This is a genomic window from Bacillus sp. SLBN-46 (assembly GCF_031453555.1).
Taxonomy (GTDB): domain Bacteria; phylum Bacillota; class Bacilli; order Bacillales; family Cytobacillaceae; genus Neobacillus.
This window is the reverse complement of the sequence record NZ_JAVIZM010000001.1, coordinates 4,089,070-4,104,462: the sequence shown is the minus strand read 5'-3', so window position 1 is coordinate 4,104,462 and position 15,393 is coordinate 4,089,070. Positions and strand designations below refer to the sequence as shown.

Sequence of the window (15,393 nt, the reverse complement as noted above, 5' to 3'; positions counted from 1 at the left end):
AATGGAGAAAATATTACAAGTAAAAGATTTAAATATCTCATTCCATACATTTTCTGGTGAGGTTCAAGCGATTCGTGGGGTGAGTTTCGACCTACTTAAAGGTGAAACTCTTGCAATTGTTGGTGAATCAGGTTCTGGAAAATCAGTAACAACTAAGTCAATAATGCGTCTACTTCCTGAACACAATTCAGAGATAAAAAGCGGTGAAATTCTTTTTGACGGAAAAGATTTAACAAAGCTTAAAGATAGAGAGATGCAAAAAATCCGCGGAAAAGATATTTCAATGATTTTCCAGGATCCTATGACTTCTTTAAATCCAACTATGAAAATTGGCAACCAAATAATGGAACCGCTAATTAAACATCAAAATATGAGTAAGCATGCTGCAAAAGAAAGAGCAATTGATTTATTGAAGCTCGTTGGTATTCCTAAACCTGAAATTCGTGTGAACCAATACCCACACCAATTCTCAGGTGGTATGAGACAACGTGTTGTTATTGCAATTGCATTGGCATGTAATCCTAAAGTTCTTATTGCAGATGAACCAACAACTGCGTTGGACGTAACAATTCAGGCACAAATTCTTGAATTAATGAAAGATTTACAAAAGAAAATCGACACATCGATTATTTTCATAACACATGATCTTGGTGTTGTTGCCAACGTGGCTGATCGTGTTGCTGTTATGTATGGTGGAAAGATTGTTGAAATTGGAACGGCTGATGAAATTTTCTATAATCCACAACATCCATATACTTGGGGATTAATTAGTTCTATGCCGGACATGGATACGCATGATGAGGAGTTATTCTCTATTCCGGGAACACCTCCAGATTTATTAGATCCACCAAAGGGCGATGCGTTCGCGCCACGTAACCCATTTGTAATGAAGATTGACCTAGAGCAAGAACCACCATTTTTTAAAGTTTCTGATACACACTATGCTGCTACGTGGTTATTACATCCGGATGCACCAAAGGTTGAACCACCGGAAGCCGTTAAGAGACGTCAGAATCAATATGTTGGTAACGCAGGTGTGGCTACATTAGATAAAGTAACCACTGGGCAATTCCCTGGAAAAAAGGAGGGAAACTAAATGGCTCAAGATAAATTACTTGAAATTAAAAATTTAAAGCAGTATTTTAACGAAGGTAAAGTGAACGAAGTAAAAGCCGTTGATAACGTCTCATTTGATATTTACAAAGGGGAAGTTATGGGACTAGTTGGTGAGTCTGGTTGTGGTAAGTCTACTACTGGGCGTACTATTATCCGCCTATACGATGCAACAGGTGGAGAAGTCTTATATGACGGTGTTAACGTTCATGGGAAAAAGTCTAAAAAACAATTAAAAGACTTTAACCGTAAGATGCAAATGATTTTCCAAGATCCATATGCTTCTCTTAATCCGAGATTGAAAATTGCTGATGTTATTGCCGAGGGAATTGATATTCACGGTTTGGCAACATCAAAGCAAGATCGTATGGAACAGGTATATCGGCTGCTAGAAACAGTTGGTTTGAATAGAGAACATGCCAATCGTTATCCACATGAGTTTAGTGGCGGTCAACGTCAACGGATAGGTATCGCAAGAGCACTTGCGGTTCAACCAGAATTCATCATTGCAGACGAGCCGATTTCAGCGTTGGATGTTTCCATTCAGGCACAGGTTGTAAATCTTATGAAGAAATTGCAAAAAGAGAAAGGCCTAACCTACCTTTTTATCGCACATGACCTTTCAATGGTTAAATACATTAGTGATCGTATTGGTGTAATGTACTTCGGTAAGATGGTTGAACTTGCACCGGCAGAAGAGCTTTATAAAAATCCTCTTCACCCATATACTCAATCATTATTGTCAGCCATTCCTGCTCCAGATCCAATCAGTGAGCGGACTAGAAAGCGTAAATCATATGATCCCGCTTCCCATAATTACGATGGTAACGAAGCAGTTGAATTTAGAGAAGTTACCCCAGGTCATTTTGTTTTATGCTCAGAAAAAGAGTTCAAACAATATCTGGCACAATCTAAGCATTAAAAAAAAACGATCTCGCTTTTTGAGATCGTTTTTTCCTTATAATATGATAAGAAAGTTTAACATTTGACTTCGAGAATTGTCCAGCTCCAGTGCCTAGCCCCTCGGGTCAAATAACCTTCGGCAATAAAAGTCAAAAGGCGGACTTTTCTTGCCGAAGAACATTTGCCTGTCGGGGCTGATCAAGGCACTTACGCTTTTCTAATTATTTTCTTTTTCCCCCAACAGCCTTCCAGCCTGTTTGGTATTTTGCACTTTCGTCTACATATTCACTACGGTTTTTGCCACCGAACACTTTTTCACCAATACCGTTTGTAATAACACCCATTAAGGCAGTAATTCCGACAATTAATAAAGCAACCATTGTTAGATCTGTTATGTATCCAGCCATGATAAAAATCCCTCCATTTTTGCAAATCGAAATATTAATCAACCTTTGTAAATATCCCCTATATCTTATTTTAAAAGAACTTAGGCTTTATTGAAAGAGTAAATGCTGAAACCAGACAAAGTTTTATGAAAAAATGTATGCGTTTTCATTAACGTTTTTTAATTGAGAATAAAATCCTTATAAAATAATTAATACCGTAAAAAAATTGTTTATTAAAGAAATAATTCCATATTATTCATAGAAACCCACAAAAAACTGGACAATATAAACGAATATTATTAAGGAGAAAATAAATAGATTGGGCAAATTTAAATGTGAAATCGTAAATTTATTGAAACTTTTCTTCACATCATTCGTCTAATATAATATGAGTCATGTATTTCTTTCCTTTCTATAATATTTGGAAAAAGGGATACCTTTTTTAGTATCAGTGGTGTATAATAATTATAGAAATTCCTTATTTATAATCATTTTAATTACAACTGTGTTACAATTATAAAATTTAAGTTAAAATTAGTTATATTTCTATATATTGATTAGAGTATTACATCCGTAAATAATAGAGGAGTGTGAAGAAGGATGGTAACACTATACACTTCACCAAGTTGTACATCATGTCGTAAAGCAAAATCATGGTTAGAAGAGCATGAGATTCCATACACTGAAAGAAATATATTCTCTGAGCCCCTATCCATGGAGGAGATTAAAGCAATTCTTCGTATGACGGAAGATGGGACAGACGAAATTATTTCAACCAGATCGAAGACATTCCAAAAATTGAATGTCAATTTAGATTCAATGCCGCTTCAGGATTTGTTTGGATTAATTAAAGAAAATCCAGGCTTGCTACGCCGACCTATTATTATTGATGAAAAACGGTTACAGGTTGGATATAACGAAGATGAAATCAGACGGTTTCTACCAAGAAAAGTGCGTACCTTCCAACTAAGGGAAGCGCAGCGGATGGTTAATTAAATCATAAGACCTTCATATTAGGAGGTCTTTTTTGTATTTAATCCAAAAAATTTGTTCTTTTAGAGGCATTTTGCTACAATAAATAAACTATCATAATAATAACGATAGGCATTATAATGGTTTTTTAGTTTTTAACCTTTTTTATTTCCCATATTAGTGCTTTTGTCATAAAATGAAAGTACAAGAATATTTCCTTTTTTATGAAGGCAAATAGGATGAATTATCTGCTTGGGGGTATTTTGTCCCTTCAATATGGTAAACGGAAGGGAGAGGTTATAGTGGAGATTGAACGTATTAATGAAAATACAGTTAAATTTTACATTTCCTATGGAGATATTGAGGAAAGAGGATTTGACCGTGAAGAAATATGGTACAATCGTGAACGAAGTGAAGAACTCTTTTGGGAAATGATGGATGAAGTGCATGGCGATGAAGAATTTGTAGTTGAAGGTCCACTTTGGATACAGGTTCAGGCTCTAGAGAAGGGGTTAGAGGTTCTGGTTACTAAAGCACAGCTTTCTAAAGATGGGCAAAAGTTCGAGCTCCCACTTCCTAGTGATAAAATGAAAGATATTCCAGTGGATGAAAAAATTGAAGAACTCTTAGACCAGCATTTCAATCCACCACATTTTGAGGAAGAAGAGCTCCTCTTAGAGGAAGATACTTTAGAATTTTTTCTCGTTTTTAAAGATTTTGAAGATATTATTATGCTTTCAAGCCGTCCAGGGTTAGATGATTTAGTGACAAAACTTTATCATTTTGAAGGTAAGTACTATCTATATACAGAATTTCCTGAAGATCTGTTTGAAGAGGATAAAATTGATGATATTCTAAGTATTTTACTTGAATATGGCTATGAAACACAAATAACCATTCATCGTGTACAAGAATATGGGAAAGAAATAATCTCCGAAAATGTCTTTGCTGAATTACGAAAACATTTTAGCTAGTATGCATACCGATTTCAACAATGAAATCGGTTTTTTTATCATGATTAAATAAGGTATATCTTGGCAGGTGAGTAATCTGAAAAACACAGTAAGAGTTATAGTGTTTGTAGCCGTATTATCCGTACTATGGTTTTTCTTTAGGGATCAATTGCAAGGTGGAGTATTTGGATTTCTAAGTATTGTCATCACGTTTTCTGTTATTTTTATTGGGTTTGTTATTTTCTTTGAAAACCGACATCCTACGCAAACCATCACATGGTTAGTGGTATTAGGAAGTTTTCCGCTAATTGGTTTTATCTTTTACCTTTTGTTTGGCCGTAATTATCGAAAGGAGAGAATGTTTAGGAAGAAGTATTTCTTAGATAAGCAGGCTTTTTTAACGGTTGAAGGGGATGACGATCCAAGAAGTGAAGAGAAGCGCCGATTACTTGGAGAGCACCAAGCAAGATTATTTACACTTGCACATAAGCTTGGGAACAGCCCCATCTCTTTTGATACTTCTACAAAGGTGCTGACTAATGGAGAAGAGACATTCCGGAACATTATAGATGAGTTGAAAAGAGCTAGACACCATATTCATCTAGAATATTATATTGTTCGACATGACCATATTGGCCAGGAAATCAAAGATATCTTGATTGGAAAGGCGAATCAAGGTGTTAAAGTAAGATTCCTTTTCGACGCAGTTGGGTCCTGGAAATTATCAAAAGCATACATTAATGAATTACGAGGAGCTGGTATTGAAACCGTTCCCTTTGGACCAGTAAGATTACCATTTTTAAATAATAAATTTAATTTCCGTAATCATAGAAAAATTATCGTAATTGATGGAACGATTGGCTTTGTTGGCGGATTAAATATTGGTGATGAATATTTAGGAAGGGACAAAGAAATCGGTTTCTGGCGGGATACACATTTGATGTTAAAGGGAGAAGCAGTTCGTACCCTTCAACTCATTTTTTTGCAGGACTGGTACTACATGACAAATCATAGTTTTTTAACAGCGGAATATTTATCACCACAACTTGATTATAAAAGTCATGGTGGGGTTCAATTGATTGCTGGCGGTCCTGATAATGAGTGGAGTGTTATAAAAAACATATTTTTCGCTATGATTACATCGGCTAAAAAAAATGTCTGGATTGCATCTCCGTATTTTATTCCAGATGAAGATATCTTTTCTGCAATTAAAGTGGCAGCTTTAAGCGGTGTGGATGTCAGGTTGCTTGTTCCCAACCGTCCTGATAAACGAATTGTTTTTCATGCCTCAAGGTCCTATTTTCCTGAATTATTGGAAGCTGGGGTTAAGGTGTATGAATATGAAAGAGGATTTATGCATAGTAAAATTGTTATTGTCGACGATGAACTTGCCTCTATCGGCACATCGAACATGGATATGCGGAGTTTTCATTTGAATTTTGAAGTAAATGCATTTTTATTCCGAACGAATAGCACGGAGAAACTGGTTATGGAATATTTAAATGATCTCAAATATGCCAAGGAGCTTAATCTACTCACATTTCAAAAACGGCATTTTGGTTTGCGGATTTTAGAGTCAACGGCAAGGCTGCTATCTCCTCTTCTATAATTGAGTGCTGCTTCTTACTAACTCGTCAATTGACGAGTTTTTCTTTTTTTTAGAGGATTTCCTGCGAAATATGGCGAATTATATACAAAAAAAGGAGGAGATGTTTGATTGTTAACCGCCATAACAAAAAATGGTAAAAAACTTTGTCTTGGGTATGACTATAAGAAGGAGAGCCTTTTGTCCCTTCGGAGTAAAGAAGATTTTTTTTGCCCCATTTGTGGGGAAAGTGTTTTGTTAAAATTAGGCGATCATCGTATTTTTCATTTTGCACATAAAAGAGGTGGAGTTTGCCGGGAATTTTATGATCATGAATCCATTTATCACTTGGATGGCAAACGACAGCTGTATCAGTGGCTTATTAAACAAAATATACCCGCAGAATTGGAGTACTTTGACAAGGAAATCCAGCAGCGTCCAGACATTCTGTTCAAATTTAACGGTAAGAAATACGCGTTAGAATATCAATGCTCACCGATACCGGAAGAAATTTTTAGTAAGAGAACAAAAACATATCTTGAGAATGATTACATTCCATTATGGATTATAGCAAGCAGGCATTTGCAACTAAAGCAGAGAGAGATTGATACTTTATCTAACTTTCATTATTTATTTTTACGATCTTCTTTACTAGGCACCTTTTTTATTCCATCTTATTGCCCCGAAAAGCAACACTTTCATCTAGTGGAATCCATTACACCCTTCTCAATAAAAAATGCCTTTACCCAACATTCCTTTTACTCACCTGATAGGTTAGAAATAACGAGTTTACTCTCCCCAAAACCTCAAAAAAGGATTTACATGCCAAAGTGGAAAACAGAAATGGATAGGATCATTCAAAATATGGTACGTTATTCAGATCAACATAAAAAAAAGTTCCTCCTTGAAATCTACAATAATTGCCTCAATCCATTTTTACTCCCACCAGAAATAGGCCTCCCTGTTCCTCACTCGATACTCATTCAAACACCACCCGTTATTTGGCAGACGTATATATATCTTGATTTACTATCACATAAAAACCCTGGTGATTTAATTACCATGCAAGAAATGAAGCAGCATTTAAATAGGAGAGTGAACAGACATGAAGTGGTAAGCAGGCACTTACCGCAGGTGAGCCACCTGAATCCTTTGCTTGCAGTTATTGAATATCTTCTTTACTTAACAAAGCTTGGTGTCCTTTCTAAAGTGGGAGAAACCTGTTTTCAAGTGAAAGAGAAAATATGGATTCCTCACTCTAATAGGGAAAGAGAGGAATACATGATTCGGTTTAACCAAAAACATGGTACACTTTGTAAAATCATAAATGAAAACTAGTAGATGGGCATAATATAGTGAGTATGGTCGTTCTTTTATAACGATTGTAAAGGATATTAGAAAAATTAGGAGAATATAATTAGTAGTGAAACCTTTTCGCAAATCTACATTTGAATGGAGGATGGAAGATGTCAAATGAAACTGCCGTAAAATCACTACCAACTAGAAATGATATCCCCGTAGAGGATACTTGGAAATTAGAGGATATTTTTGCTAGTGATCAGGACTGGGAGAAAGAATTTCAAGACGTCAAAAATCATATTTCTGGAATTAAAGAATATGAAGGAAAATTAGGTGAAAGTGCTGAGACACTTTATAAAGCTCTCCAATTCCAAGATAAGCTATTAGAACGGATTGGAAAGCTTTATACATATTCACATATGCGCTACGATCAGGATACTACTAATTCCTTCTATCAGGGCTTAGATGATCGGATGAAAAATCTTTATTCCCAGGCAGGTAGTCAGCTTGCATTTATTGTACCTGAAATTCTGTCTATCGAGGAAGAGAAGGTTGCAAGTTTCTTAAATGAGAAACCAGAGCTAAAACTTTATGAACACGCCATTGCTGAGATTAATCTGCAGCGGGCACATGTCCTAACTGCTGAACAGGAAGCATTACTAGCTGAAGCAAGCGAAGTAATGAATGCTTCTAGTAATACTTTTGGCATGCTTAATAACGCAGACATAGAATTCCCTTCTATTAAAGATGAAAATGGGGAAGAGGTTGAAATTACCCATGGTCGTTATATTCGTTTCTTGGAAAGTGGGGACCAGCGTGTTAGACGTGATGCCTTTAAAGCCGTGTATAAGACGTATGGAAGTTTTAAAAATACCTTTTCTAGTACATTAAGCGGCAATGTAAAGAAGGACAATTTCAATGCACGGATCAGAAAATATGATTCAGCTAGACATGCAGCACTTGCAGCAAACAATATTCCAGAAAGTGTATACGATAATCTGGTAAATACAGTTAGTGAAAATCTGCATTTATTGCATCGGTATGTGAAGCTACGGAAAAAAGTCTTAGGGTTAAATGAGCTTCATATGTATGATCTTTATACACCACTTGTGAAAGATGTGAAAATGGCCATTAAGTATGAAGAAGCAAAGGATTTAATCATTAAGGGTTTAGCTCCATTAGGTGAGGAGTATAGCGAAATCCTGAAAACAGGTTTTGAAAGCCGCTGGGTAGATGTTCATGAGAATAAAGGAAAGCGGAGTGGTGCCTATTCTTCTGGTGCTTACGGGACACATCCATACATCTTAATGAACTGGCAAGACAACGTGAATAACTTATTTACCCTTGCGCATGAATTCGGTCATTCGGTGCATAGCTATTATACACGCAAATCACAGCCGTATCCGTATGGAAACTATTCTATTTTTGTTGCAGAGGTTGCCTCAACCTGTAATGAAGCTTTACTTAATGATTATTTATTAAAGACTATTGATGACGAGCAAAAGCGGATTTATCTTCTAAATCACTACCTAGAAGGTTTTAGAGGTACGGTATTCAGACAAACCATGTTTGCTGAATTCGAACATTTAATTCATCAAAAAGCTCAAAACAATGAGGCGTTAACAGCTGAGGCGTTAACTGAAAGCTATTACGCTTTGAACAAAAAATATTTTGGTGAAGAAGATATCGTCATTGACGAGGAAATTGGCTTGGAGTGGGCAAGAATCCCACATTTCTATTACAATTATTATGTCTATCAATATGCAACAGGTTTCAGCGCTGCAACTGCGCTCAGCAAGCAAATTTTAGAAGAGGGAGAACCTGCTGTCAAGCGATATATCGATTTCCTAAGTGCCGGTAGCTCCGATTATCCAATTGAAGTGTTAAAGAAGGCAGGAGTCGATATGACAAGTGCAGAGCCAGTTAAAAATGCATGTAAAGTATTTGAAGAAAAATTAAATGAGCTAGAAAAATTATTATCATAACAAGAAAAAGGATGTTGCTATGTATAGCAGCATCCTTTTAAAATCCTCTAAATCTTTTTCGGTCATTAAGGTAGTGAATGATAATCAAGATAGCAAGGAATAAAATTGGCGTACTGAGTAGGAGAGGGAAGACATTGAGTAAAGCTAGCAAATGAAGAAAAAACGCTCCAAAGACAAATAGGATCATAACTATAACGGGAAATTTAGCCACAGGGATAGCCCACCTTTAATGGTTTCTTGTTATATGTCTATTGTCCATTTCGTGAAATTATGATTTATTGACAATAATGTGAAATAACACACAAACTTATTGTCACTATCTTTGAATGCATGGTATATTAAATGCGTGAAGTTGATCACTACAAACATATACCCCTTTGTTTGACCGTGAAAAATTTCTCCCATCCCCTTTGTTCGTATTATAGAAAAATGCCTTGCAGTCAGAATCTGCAAGGCATTTTTGTTTATACAAAAAACAACAAGTGCTGGATAGTTAACCTGCACCTGTCTTAGTCTTCAATATATCTCCAAAACGTTCCGTATTTAGCGGGAATTTGCTCAACAACTTGTTTGAGAAGCAGTTTCTTCATTTCTCGTTCAATCTGTGAAATAGACATATTATAAACCACTGCAATTTCTTTAGATGCTACAAATTTAAAAAACTTCATAAATGATTCTAATGACGGTGGAGGGGATAATACAGGCTTCTCAGAAAGCATTTCTTCTAATATCTGCACATAGACCTCGTAAGGATATGTTCCGGTTATTTTAATACCTTCATCCTCAGCGTTTTCATTAAAGAAAACCAAAGTTGGAATTTCTGTTACATCCATTTCTGAAGTGATTTTAAGGTCACATTGAAAGGCCTTAGCAGCACTTTCGGAATGAATGTCACTTAGAAATTCTTCCACATCTAGGCCAGATGTCTTTGCACAATCCTTTAATACTTCTAAATTAGATATATTTTGTTTTTCTAAAAACAACATCTCCTGAATTCTTCGAAAAAAACGTATTCCAGCTCGTCTTCCTTGTAACTCAGCTGCTTTTATGGCAATGGATACGGTAAATGGTGTATCGACCGGATTCTCCAACCATAGGGTGCCATCACACGACATACCTGAACGGCTTGCAGTCTTTTCCCATAAATCTGCAATGGTTTCATAGTTCTTCTTTTTACTCAAATTTAAATCGGCCAACCGCCCACTTAATACATGCTTTATTGAAAAATATCGACCGTATTCAATTTTCAGTTTTTTTAGTATAGGTTCAATAGCCCAGCATTCGGGACATAACGGATCTATAAACATATAGATTTCGATTGGCTTTTTTTCAATTCCACCACACTGTTGCTTGGGACCATTCGAATTTGAATTACTCACGATTTTCACCTGAAATCTCATCGCCGTCTGGCGTGTTAATCATGTGTTGAGCAGTAAGATAAAGTCTGGAGTAAAAATCATCTCTTACTTGACCTTGTAATCCAACTTCGTCCATTGCCTTTGTCATACAAGCTAACCAAGCTTTAGCCCGTTTCGGTGTAACGGGGAAAGGCAAATGGCGTGCTCGCATCATTGGATGCCCATGTTCTTCTGTATAAAGGGCTGGTCCACCTAAATATTGAGTTAGAAATTGCTTTTGCTTTCTAGCAATTTCTTTAAATTCATTTGGGAAAATCGGTGCAAGATCAGGATGTTGTGCAACAAGGCCATAAAATGTATCAATTAATTGGTGTAGTGCAGCTTCACCAATGGCCTCATATGGTGTTAGCTTTTTCTCATTCATGTTGACAACTCCTTTTAACCCTTTTGTATTTCTAATTTTATCAATGCCGATTTCATAGTACAAATTTATTGCTTTAAAAATAAGAAGTTTAGACAATATTACTATTTACAACTCATTCATTTTATATTTTTGCATATAAAAACGACGAATTTTATTTTCCGTTTTTCGTTCCGGAATTTTATGGTAAGACAGGAATTCCCGGAAAATCAGCTGACCTTCCTTGTAGTCTTCCACTTCATACTCTAATTCATAATCTTCTTTGTTTAGATATGAACTATGATCCAAAACTAATAATCCTTTCTTGTAGGGAATTTCTACTCTATTCGTTAACAGATGACCAAAATATTCAATTTTAGAAAACGTTATTCCAATTGCTTCAATTAATTGTTCAATAACACCCGTTGGAAGCTTTCCAGATTGAAGTGCCCTAGTTACTTCATCTTCTGTAAGGATTTGATTAGTTTCTAAAAGTCCGACAGCCGCTGGTTGTTTTAAAGTCATTTCAAAATGATGTTTCTTTTTTCGAATTCTAAGTGCTGAGCCTGCTTCCTTTAAGGAGAAACGCGGAGTATCAAAGTAGTGATTCTCCTGTGAAAAGATTTGTGTTTGATCTATTTCGAGTTCATCTAAAAGTCTTTTATATTCTGATTCAGTAAGCATATTTTTAAATTCAATCTCAATGTTTTGTGACATAGCTGATTCCTTTCGCTTAATTGTTCAATTTTTATCAACTCTTCATCCTCGACTCCAATCCTTGGGAGAAATGAAGGAATTATGCTAAAATAAGAGGGTGAAAAATGGAGGTCGAACAATGAAAAAAAGAATTACAATACTTAACGCAATCATAACAGATGAAAAGCTACTATTGGAAACAAATGAGCCCATTAATGGATTGGTGCCTAGTGAACAAATTCTAGTGGACTCTGACCATTATTCTTTTATTTATTTAATGGAGCAACAAGAAGATTATACATACATTGTTTTACCAGAACAAATCTGGCCTTATTTAAAACAAGCTTTAGAAGAAAAAATGCCGGTATGGATTTCCACAACTGAACAACAAATAGAATTGATTAATTTTCATGATGAATTAGATTATGTCATTAATAATATTAAAGGGAACAGTAACTATGGAAGCGAAATGGTTACGAAAGTAGAGAGTCTATTTTAGTTGATTGAGGGTGGAATCATGAAGCATTGGGACCTATTTTTAGCGCCATATAAACAAGCGGTGGCGGAGCTGAAAATAAAATTAAAGGGAATGAGAGGACAATTTGATCTGGATTCTACTCACTCACCTATCGAATTTGTTACAGGAAGAGTCAAACCAATTGCAAGTATTTTAGATAAGGCCAACCAAAAAGGAATTCCGCTTGAACATCTAGAAGAAGAAATGCAGGATATTGCAGGAATGCGCATTATGTGTCAGTTTGTTGATGATATTCACACGGTAGTTGATTTGTTAAGAAATAGGAATGACTTTGAAATTGTTGAAGAAAGAGATTATATCTCACATAAAAAAACAAGTGGATATCGTTCCTATCATGTTGTAATTTGCTATCCTGTTCAAACGATTCATGGGGAAAAGAAAATCTTAGCTGAAATCCAAATCAGAACACTAGCAATGAACTTTTGGGCAACCATTGAACATACGTTAAACTATAAATATAAAGGGATTTTTCCAAGTGATATCAAAATGAGACTTCAGCGAGCAGCAGAAGCTGCCTTCCGATTGGATGAGGAAATGTCCCTAATTCGTGGGGAAATCCAAGAAGCACAGGCTTTCTTCTCAAGGAAAAAAGAATTAAAGCAGGAAGAAAAAAACTAATCCACTGACGGCCTTTTGAATCCCATTCATACAAGGAGCAAAATAATATGAAATTTGCCATTACATCAAAAGGAGATCAAAAATCCAATATTTTGATGCACAAGATGAGAACGTATTTACTTGATTTTGATCTAACGTACGATGAAGACCAACCGGATATCGTTGTCTCCATTGGGGGCGACGGAACGCTGCTTTACGCTTTCCACCGTTATAGTAGTCGTCTTGATAAAACGGCATTTGTCGGAATTCATACAGGGCATCTTGGTTTCTATGCAGATTGGATCCCTGATGAAATTGAAAAGCTGGTTATTGCTATCGCTAAAACTCCATATCAGGTAGTTGAATATCCGCTTCTTGAAGTCATTATTCGTTATACACACGCTGGTAAAGAATCAAGATATTTAGCGTTAAACGAATCTACAGTCAAAAGTGTCGAGGGAACACTTGTTATGGATGTAGAAATACGTGGTCAGCATTTTGAACGGTTCCGTGGAGATGGTTTGTGTGTTTCTACCCCATCTGGTAGTACGGCTTACAATAAGGCATTGGGTGGCGCCATTATTCATCCGTCTATCTCTGCTATTCAAGTGGCAGAAATGGCATCCATTAATAATAAGGTTTTTAGAACAGTTGGTTCGCCATTAATCCTGCCAGCACACCATACCTGTATGCTAAAACCTGTCAATCGATCTGATTTTCAAATAACTGTTGATCATTTAACGCTTCTGCATAAGGATGTCAAATCCATTCAATTTAGAGTACCTGACGAAAAAATACGTTTTGCCCGCTTCCGGCCGTTTCCTTTCTGGAAACGAGTGCATGACTCATTTATTTCTGATTAAGCCGGAGGGAGAATGATGGATTCTCGTTTTCAATTAAAGTGGTTCATTGATGATGACCATACTGGCATGCTCATTAAAGATTTTCTAAAAAAGGAAGAGGTTTCTCGAACTGCCTTAACGGACATAAAGTTTAAAGGCGGTAGTATTCAGGTAAATAGAGAAGAGGTAAATGTCCGTTATAAATTGAGAACGGGTGATGAGTTACGGCTCTTATTTCCTCTTGAAAGCCCAAGCGAAGGGGTTAAGGGAGAAGCAATTCCTTTGGACATTCTGTTTGAAGATGAATTTTTACTGGTTGTGAATAAGCCGTCAGGGATGAATACAATCCCATCTAGGGAGCACCCCGTGGGGAGTCTTGCCAATGCATTGGTAGGCTATTATCAGAAGAAGGGGCTTCAGGCTACATCGCATATAGTCACTCGTTTGGATAGGGATACTTCTGGAATGGTTTTAGTGGCTAAACATCGACATGTTCATCATCTTTTTAGCATGATGCAGCAGAAGGGTTTAGTGAAGCGGACCTACGAAGCACTTGCAGGTGGTGTAATGTTGTCTGAGAGCGGAACGATTAAGGAGCCTATTGGACGAAAAGAAAGTAGTATTATTGAAAGAGAGGTCCGTGATGACGGACAATACGCCTGTACACATTTTCAGGTAATTAAGAGATATCCAACTTTTACCCATGTGAAACTGAACCTGGAAACTGGAAGGACCCATCAAATTAGGGTGCATATGTCGTTTATTGGTCATCCATTACTTGGTGATGATTTATATGGAGGAGATACCTCATTACTTTGTAGGCAAGCTCTTCATTGCAAAGGAATCCAGTTTAAGCACCCTATACTGGGAACGGAAATGTCTTTTTTAGCACCTCTTCCACCAGATATCTGTGCAATTATGAAGGAGGCTGACATGTAGAGGTCAGCCTCCTATATTTTTATCTAATCAAATTGTTTAAACTTTTCTTGGATATATGGCATAGTAGAAGGAACAGAAACAAGTTCCATTTCAGGATACCTTAATCCAGTTAGTTTTCCGCCAAACACAGCCCCGGTATCAATGTTATATGTATTGTTGATAATACGCGGCTCTCTAACGGGAGTATGTCCGTACACAATACAAGTATCACCATGATACTTTTTTGCCCAATCCCTTCTGACTGGTGAGCCATCAGGATGTTTTTCACCCGAAATATCACCATAGAGGACGAATTCTTTTACTTTTGCATGGGTTTGTCCGATAAATTCCTGTTTAATTCCTGCGTGAGCGATTACAAGTTTTTGTTTGTCTAATACTAAGTAAAGAGGCGCCTTTTCGTACAATTCCATAAATTTTTTACGAATGGACTCTTGCTCTTTCTTATATAATGATTCATATTCTGCAACCGTTGTTTCAAGGCCGTGGGCAATCTGGACTTTATTCCCTAAAAAGAAACGGTACAATTTATTGCAATGGTTTCCAGGTGTGTAGTAGGCCTTCCTTTGTTTTATGACGAGCTGCCAAACAATTTCAATTACTTTTAATGATTCAGGCCCTCGGTCCGTTAAATCACCAACAAACCCAAGTACTCTTCCTTTTGGATGAATAGGAAGCCCGTTGTCCCAAATGTATCCTAGTTCTAAGGTAAGATCTTTAAACTCATGTAAGCATCCATGAATATCACCAATAATATCTATTTTCATAGGAAACACCCCTTTATGCTTATTTTTTGTGAAAATGTTCATTTTTATAAAAAAGAATCCTTA

General features: G+C 36.4%; 16 protein-coding genes. 11 read left to right on the top strand and 5 right to left on the bottom strand.

From position 1 onward, the window contains the following. Position 1: 1 nt before the first annotated feature. The gene (locus tag QFZ87_RS20910) at positions 2-1,096 is read left to right on the top strand and encodes an ABC transporter ATP-binding protein (RefSeq protein ID WP_309865826.1); all 1,095 of its coding nucleotides are present in this window, start codon (positions 2-4) and stop codon (positions 1,094-1,096) included. Then, positions 1,097-2,035: an ABC transporter ATP-binding protein gene (locus QFZ87_RS20905; RefSeq protein WP_309865824.1), complete on the top strand. Its 939-nt coding sequence runs from the start codon at positions 1,097-1,099 to the stop codon at positions 2,033-2,035. A gap of 202 nt (positions 2,036-2,237) precedes the next feature. On the opposite strand, the gene QFZ87_RS20900 is transcribed toward QFZ87_RS20905, so the two are convergent. Further along, positions 2,238-2,423, bottom strand: coding sequence for a hypothetical protein (locus QFZ87_RS20900; RefSeq protein ID WP_308080528.1), 186 nt, complete (start codon positions 2,421-2,423; stop codon positions 2,238-2,240). A gap of 579 nt (positions 2,424-3,002) precedes the next feature. Between QFZ87_RS20900 and spxA the strand changes: the two genes are divergently transcribed. From spxA to pepF, 5 genes are all read left to right on the top strand, one after another. Beyond that, entirely contained in the window at positions 3,003-3,398 is a 396-nt protein-coding gene (spxA, locus tag QFZ87_RS20895) for a transcriptional regulator SpxA (RefSeq protein ID WP_309865821.1), read from the top strand. A gap of 278 nt (positions 3,399-3,676) precedes the next feature. Further along, positions 3,677-4,348: an adaptor protein MecA gene (gene mecA, locus QFZ87_RS20890; RefSeq protein WP_309865820.1), complete on the top strand. Its 672-nt coding sequence runs from the start codon at positions 3,677-3,679 to the stop codon at positions 4,346-4,348. 76 nt (positions 4,349-4,424) lie between these two features. Then, the gene (gene cls, locus QFZ87_RS20885) at positions 4,425-5,936 is read left to right on the top strand and encodes a cardiolipin synthase (RefSeq protein WP_309868019.1); all 1,512 of its coding nucleotides are present in this window, start codon (positions 4,425-4,427) and stop codon (positions 5,934-5,936) included. A 108-nt stretch (positions 5,937-6,044) separates the two neighbouring features. Beyond that, the gene (locus QFZ87_RS20880) at positions 6,045-7,250 is read left to right on the top strand and encodes a competence protein CoiA (protein ID WP_309865818.1); all 1,206 of its coding nucleotides are present in this window, start codon (positions 6,045-6,047) and stop codon (positions 7,248-7,250) included. A gap of 128 nt (positions 7,251-7,378) precedes the next feature. Beyond that, a complete protein-coding gene (gene pepF / locus QFZ87_RS20875; RefSeq protein ID WP_309865816.1) occupies positions 7,379-9,196 on the top strand; it encodes an oligoendopeptidase F in 1,818 nt (605 codons plus the stop codon). Positions 9,197-9,705: 509 nt separating this feature from the next. Here the strand turns inward: pepF and QFZ87_RS20870 are convergent. From QFZ87_RS20870 to QFZ87_RS20860, 3 genes are all read right to left on the bottom strand, one after another. Then, positions 9,706-10,596, bottom strand: a complete 891-nt coding sequence (locus tag QFZ87_RS20870) for a ClpXP adapter SpxH family protein (RefSeq protein ID WP_396133940.1) — start codon at positions 10,594-10,596, stop codon at positions 9,706-9,708. Further along, positions 10,568-10,978, bottom strand: coding sequence for a globin domain-containing protein (locus QFZ87_RS20865; RefSeq protein WP_309865811.1), 411 nt, complete (start codon positions 10,976-10,978; stop codon positions 10,568-10,570). Before QFZ87_RS20865 ends, QFZ87_RS20870 begins: the two co-directional genes overlap by 29 nt. A 105-nt stretch (positions 10,979-11,083) precedes the next feature. Then, entirely contained in the window at positions 11,084-11,671 is a 588-nt protein-coding gene (locus tag QFZ87_RS20860; protein WP_309865810.1) for a CYTH domain-containing protein, read from the bottom strand. Between the two features lie 118 nt (positions 11,672-11,789). On the opposite strand from QFZ87_RS20860, the gene QFZ87_RS20855 reads away from it, so the two are divergent. The 4 genes from QFZ87_RS20855 to QFZ87_RS20840 are packed head-to-tail and all read left to right on the top strand — an operon-like array spanning position 11,790 to position 14,566. Continuing rightward, positions 11,790-12,149: a UPF0738 family protein gene (locus QFZ87_RS20855; protein ID WP_309865807.1), complete on the top strand. Its 360-nt coding sequence runs from the start codon at positions 11,790-11,792 to the stop codon at positions 12,147-12,149. An 18-nt stretch (positions 12,150-12,167) separates the two neighbouring features. After that, positions 12,168-12,806, top strand: coding sequence for a GTP diphosphokinase (yjbM, locus tag QFZ87_RS20850; protein WP_309865804.1), 639 nt, complete (start codon positions 12,168-12,170; stop codon positions 12,804-12,806). A 47-nt stretch (positions 12,807-12,853) separates the two neighbouring features. Then, positions 12,854-13,648, top strand: a complete 795-nt coding sequence (locus QFZ87_RS20845; protein ID WP_309865801.1) for an NAD kinase — start codon at positions 12,854-12,856, stop codon at positions 13,646-13,648. 12 nt (positions 13,649-13,660) lie between these two features. Beyond that, positions 13,661-14,566 (top strand): RluA family pseudouridine synthase, encoded by a 906-nt coding sequence (locus tag QFZ87_RS20840; protein WP_309865798.1) that lies wholly within the window; start codon positions 13,661-13,663, stop codon positions 14,564-14,566. A gap of 23 nt (positions 14,567-14,589) precedes the next feature. Here QFZ87_RS20840 and prpE read toward each other — a convergent pair whose 3' ends face one another. Beyond that, positions 14,590-15,330, bottom strand: coding sequence for a bis(5'-nucleosyl)-tetraphosphatase PrpE (gene prpE / locus QFZ87_RS20835; protein WP_309865796.1), 741 nt, complete (start codon positions 15,328-15,330; stop codon positions 14,590-14,592). Positions 15,331-15,393 lie beyond the last annotated feature (63 nt).

Bases quoted from the DNA above. Each gene is read 5' to 3' on its own strand.
- QFZ87_RS20865 (WP_309865811.1), bottom strand. From the start codon at position 10,978: ATGAATGAGAAAAAGCTAACACCATATGAGGCCATTGGTGAAGCTGCA.
- pepF (WP_309865816.1), top strand. From the start codon at position 7,379: ATGTCAAATGAAACTGCCGTAAAATCACTACCAACTAGAAATGATATC.
- QFZ87_RS20845 (WP_309865801.1), top strand. From the start codon at position 12,854: ATGAAATTTGCCATTACATCAAAAGGAGATCAAAAATCCAATATTTTG.
- QFZ87_RS20855 (WP_309865807.1), top strand. From the start codon at position 11,790: ATGAAAAAAAGAATTACAATACTTAACGCAATCATAACAGATGAAAAG.
- QFZ87_RS20840 (WP_309865798.1), top strand. From the start codon at position 13,661: ATGATGGATTCTCGTTTTCAATTAAAGTGGTTCATTGATGATGACCAT.
- QFZ87_RS20900 (WP_308080528.1), bottom strand. From the start codon at position 2,423: ATGGCTGGATACATAACAGATCTAACAATGGTTGCTTTATTAATTGTC.
- QFZ87_RS20910 (WP_309865826.1), top strand. From the start codon at position 2: ATGGAGAAAATATTACAAGTAAAAGATTTAAATATCTCATTCCATACA.
- spxA (WP_309865821.1), top strand. From the start codon at position 3,003: ATGGTAACACTATACACTTCACCAAGTTGTACATCATGTCGTAAAGCA.
- yjbM (WP_309865804.1), top strand. From the start codon at position 12,168: ATGAAGCATTGGGACCTATTTTTAGCGCCATATAAACAAGCGGTGGCG.
- prpE (WP_309865796.1), bottom strand. From the start codon at position 15,330: ATGAAAATAGATATTATTGGTGATATTCATGGATGCTTACATGAGTTT.
- QFZ87_RS20860 (WP_309865810.1), bottom strand. From the start codon at position 11,671: ATGTCACAAAACATTGAGATTGAATTTAAAAATATGCTTACTGAATCA.
- QFZ87_RS20870 (WP_396133940.1), bottom strand. From the start codon at position 10,596: ATGAGATTTCAGGTGAAAATCGTGAGTAATTCAAATTCGAATGGTCCC.
- QFZ87_RS20905 (WP_309865824.1), top strand. From the start codon at position 1,097: ATGGCTCAAGATAAATTACTTGAAATTAAAAATTTAAAGCAGTATTTT.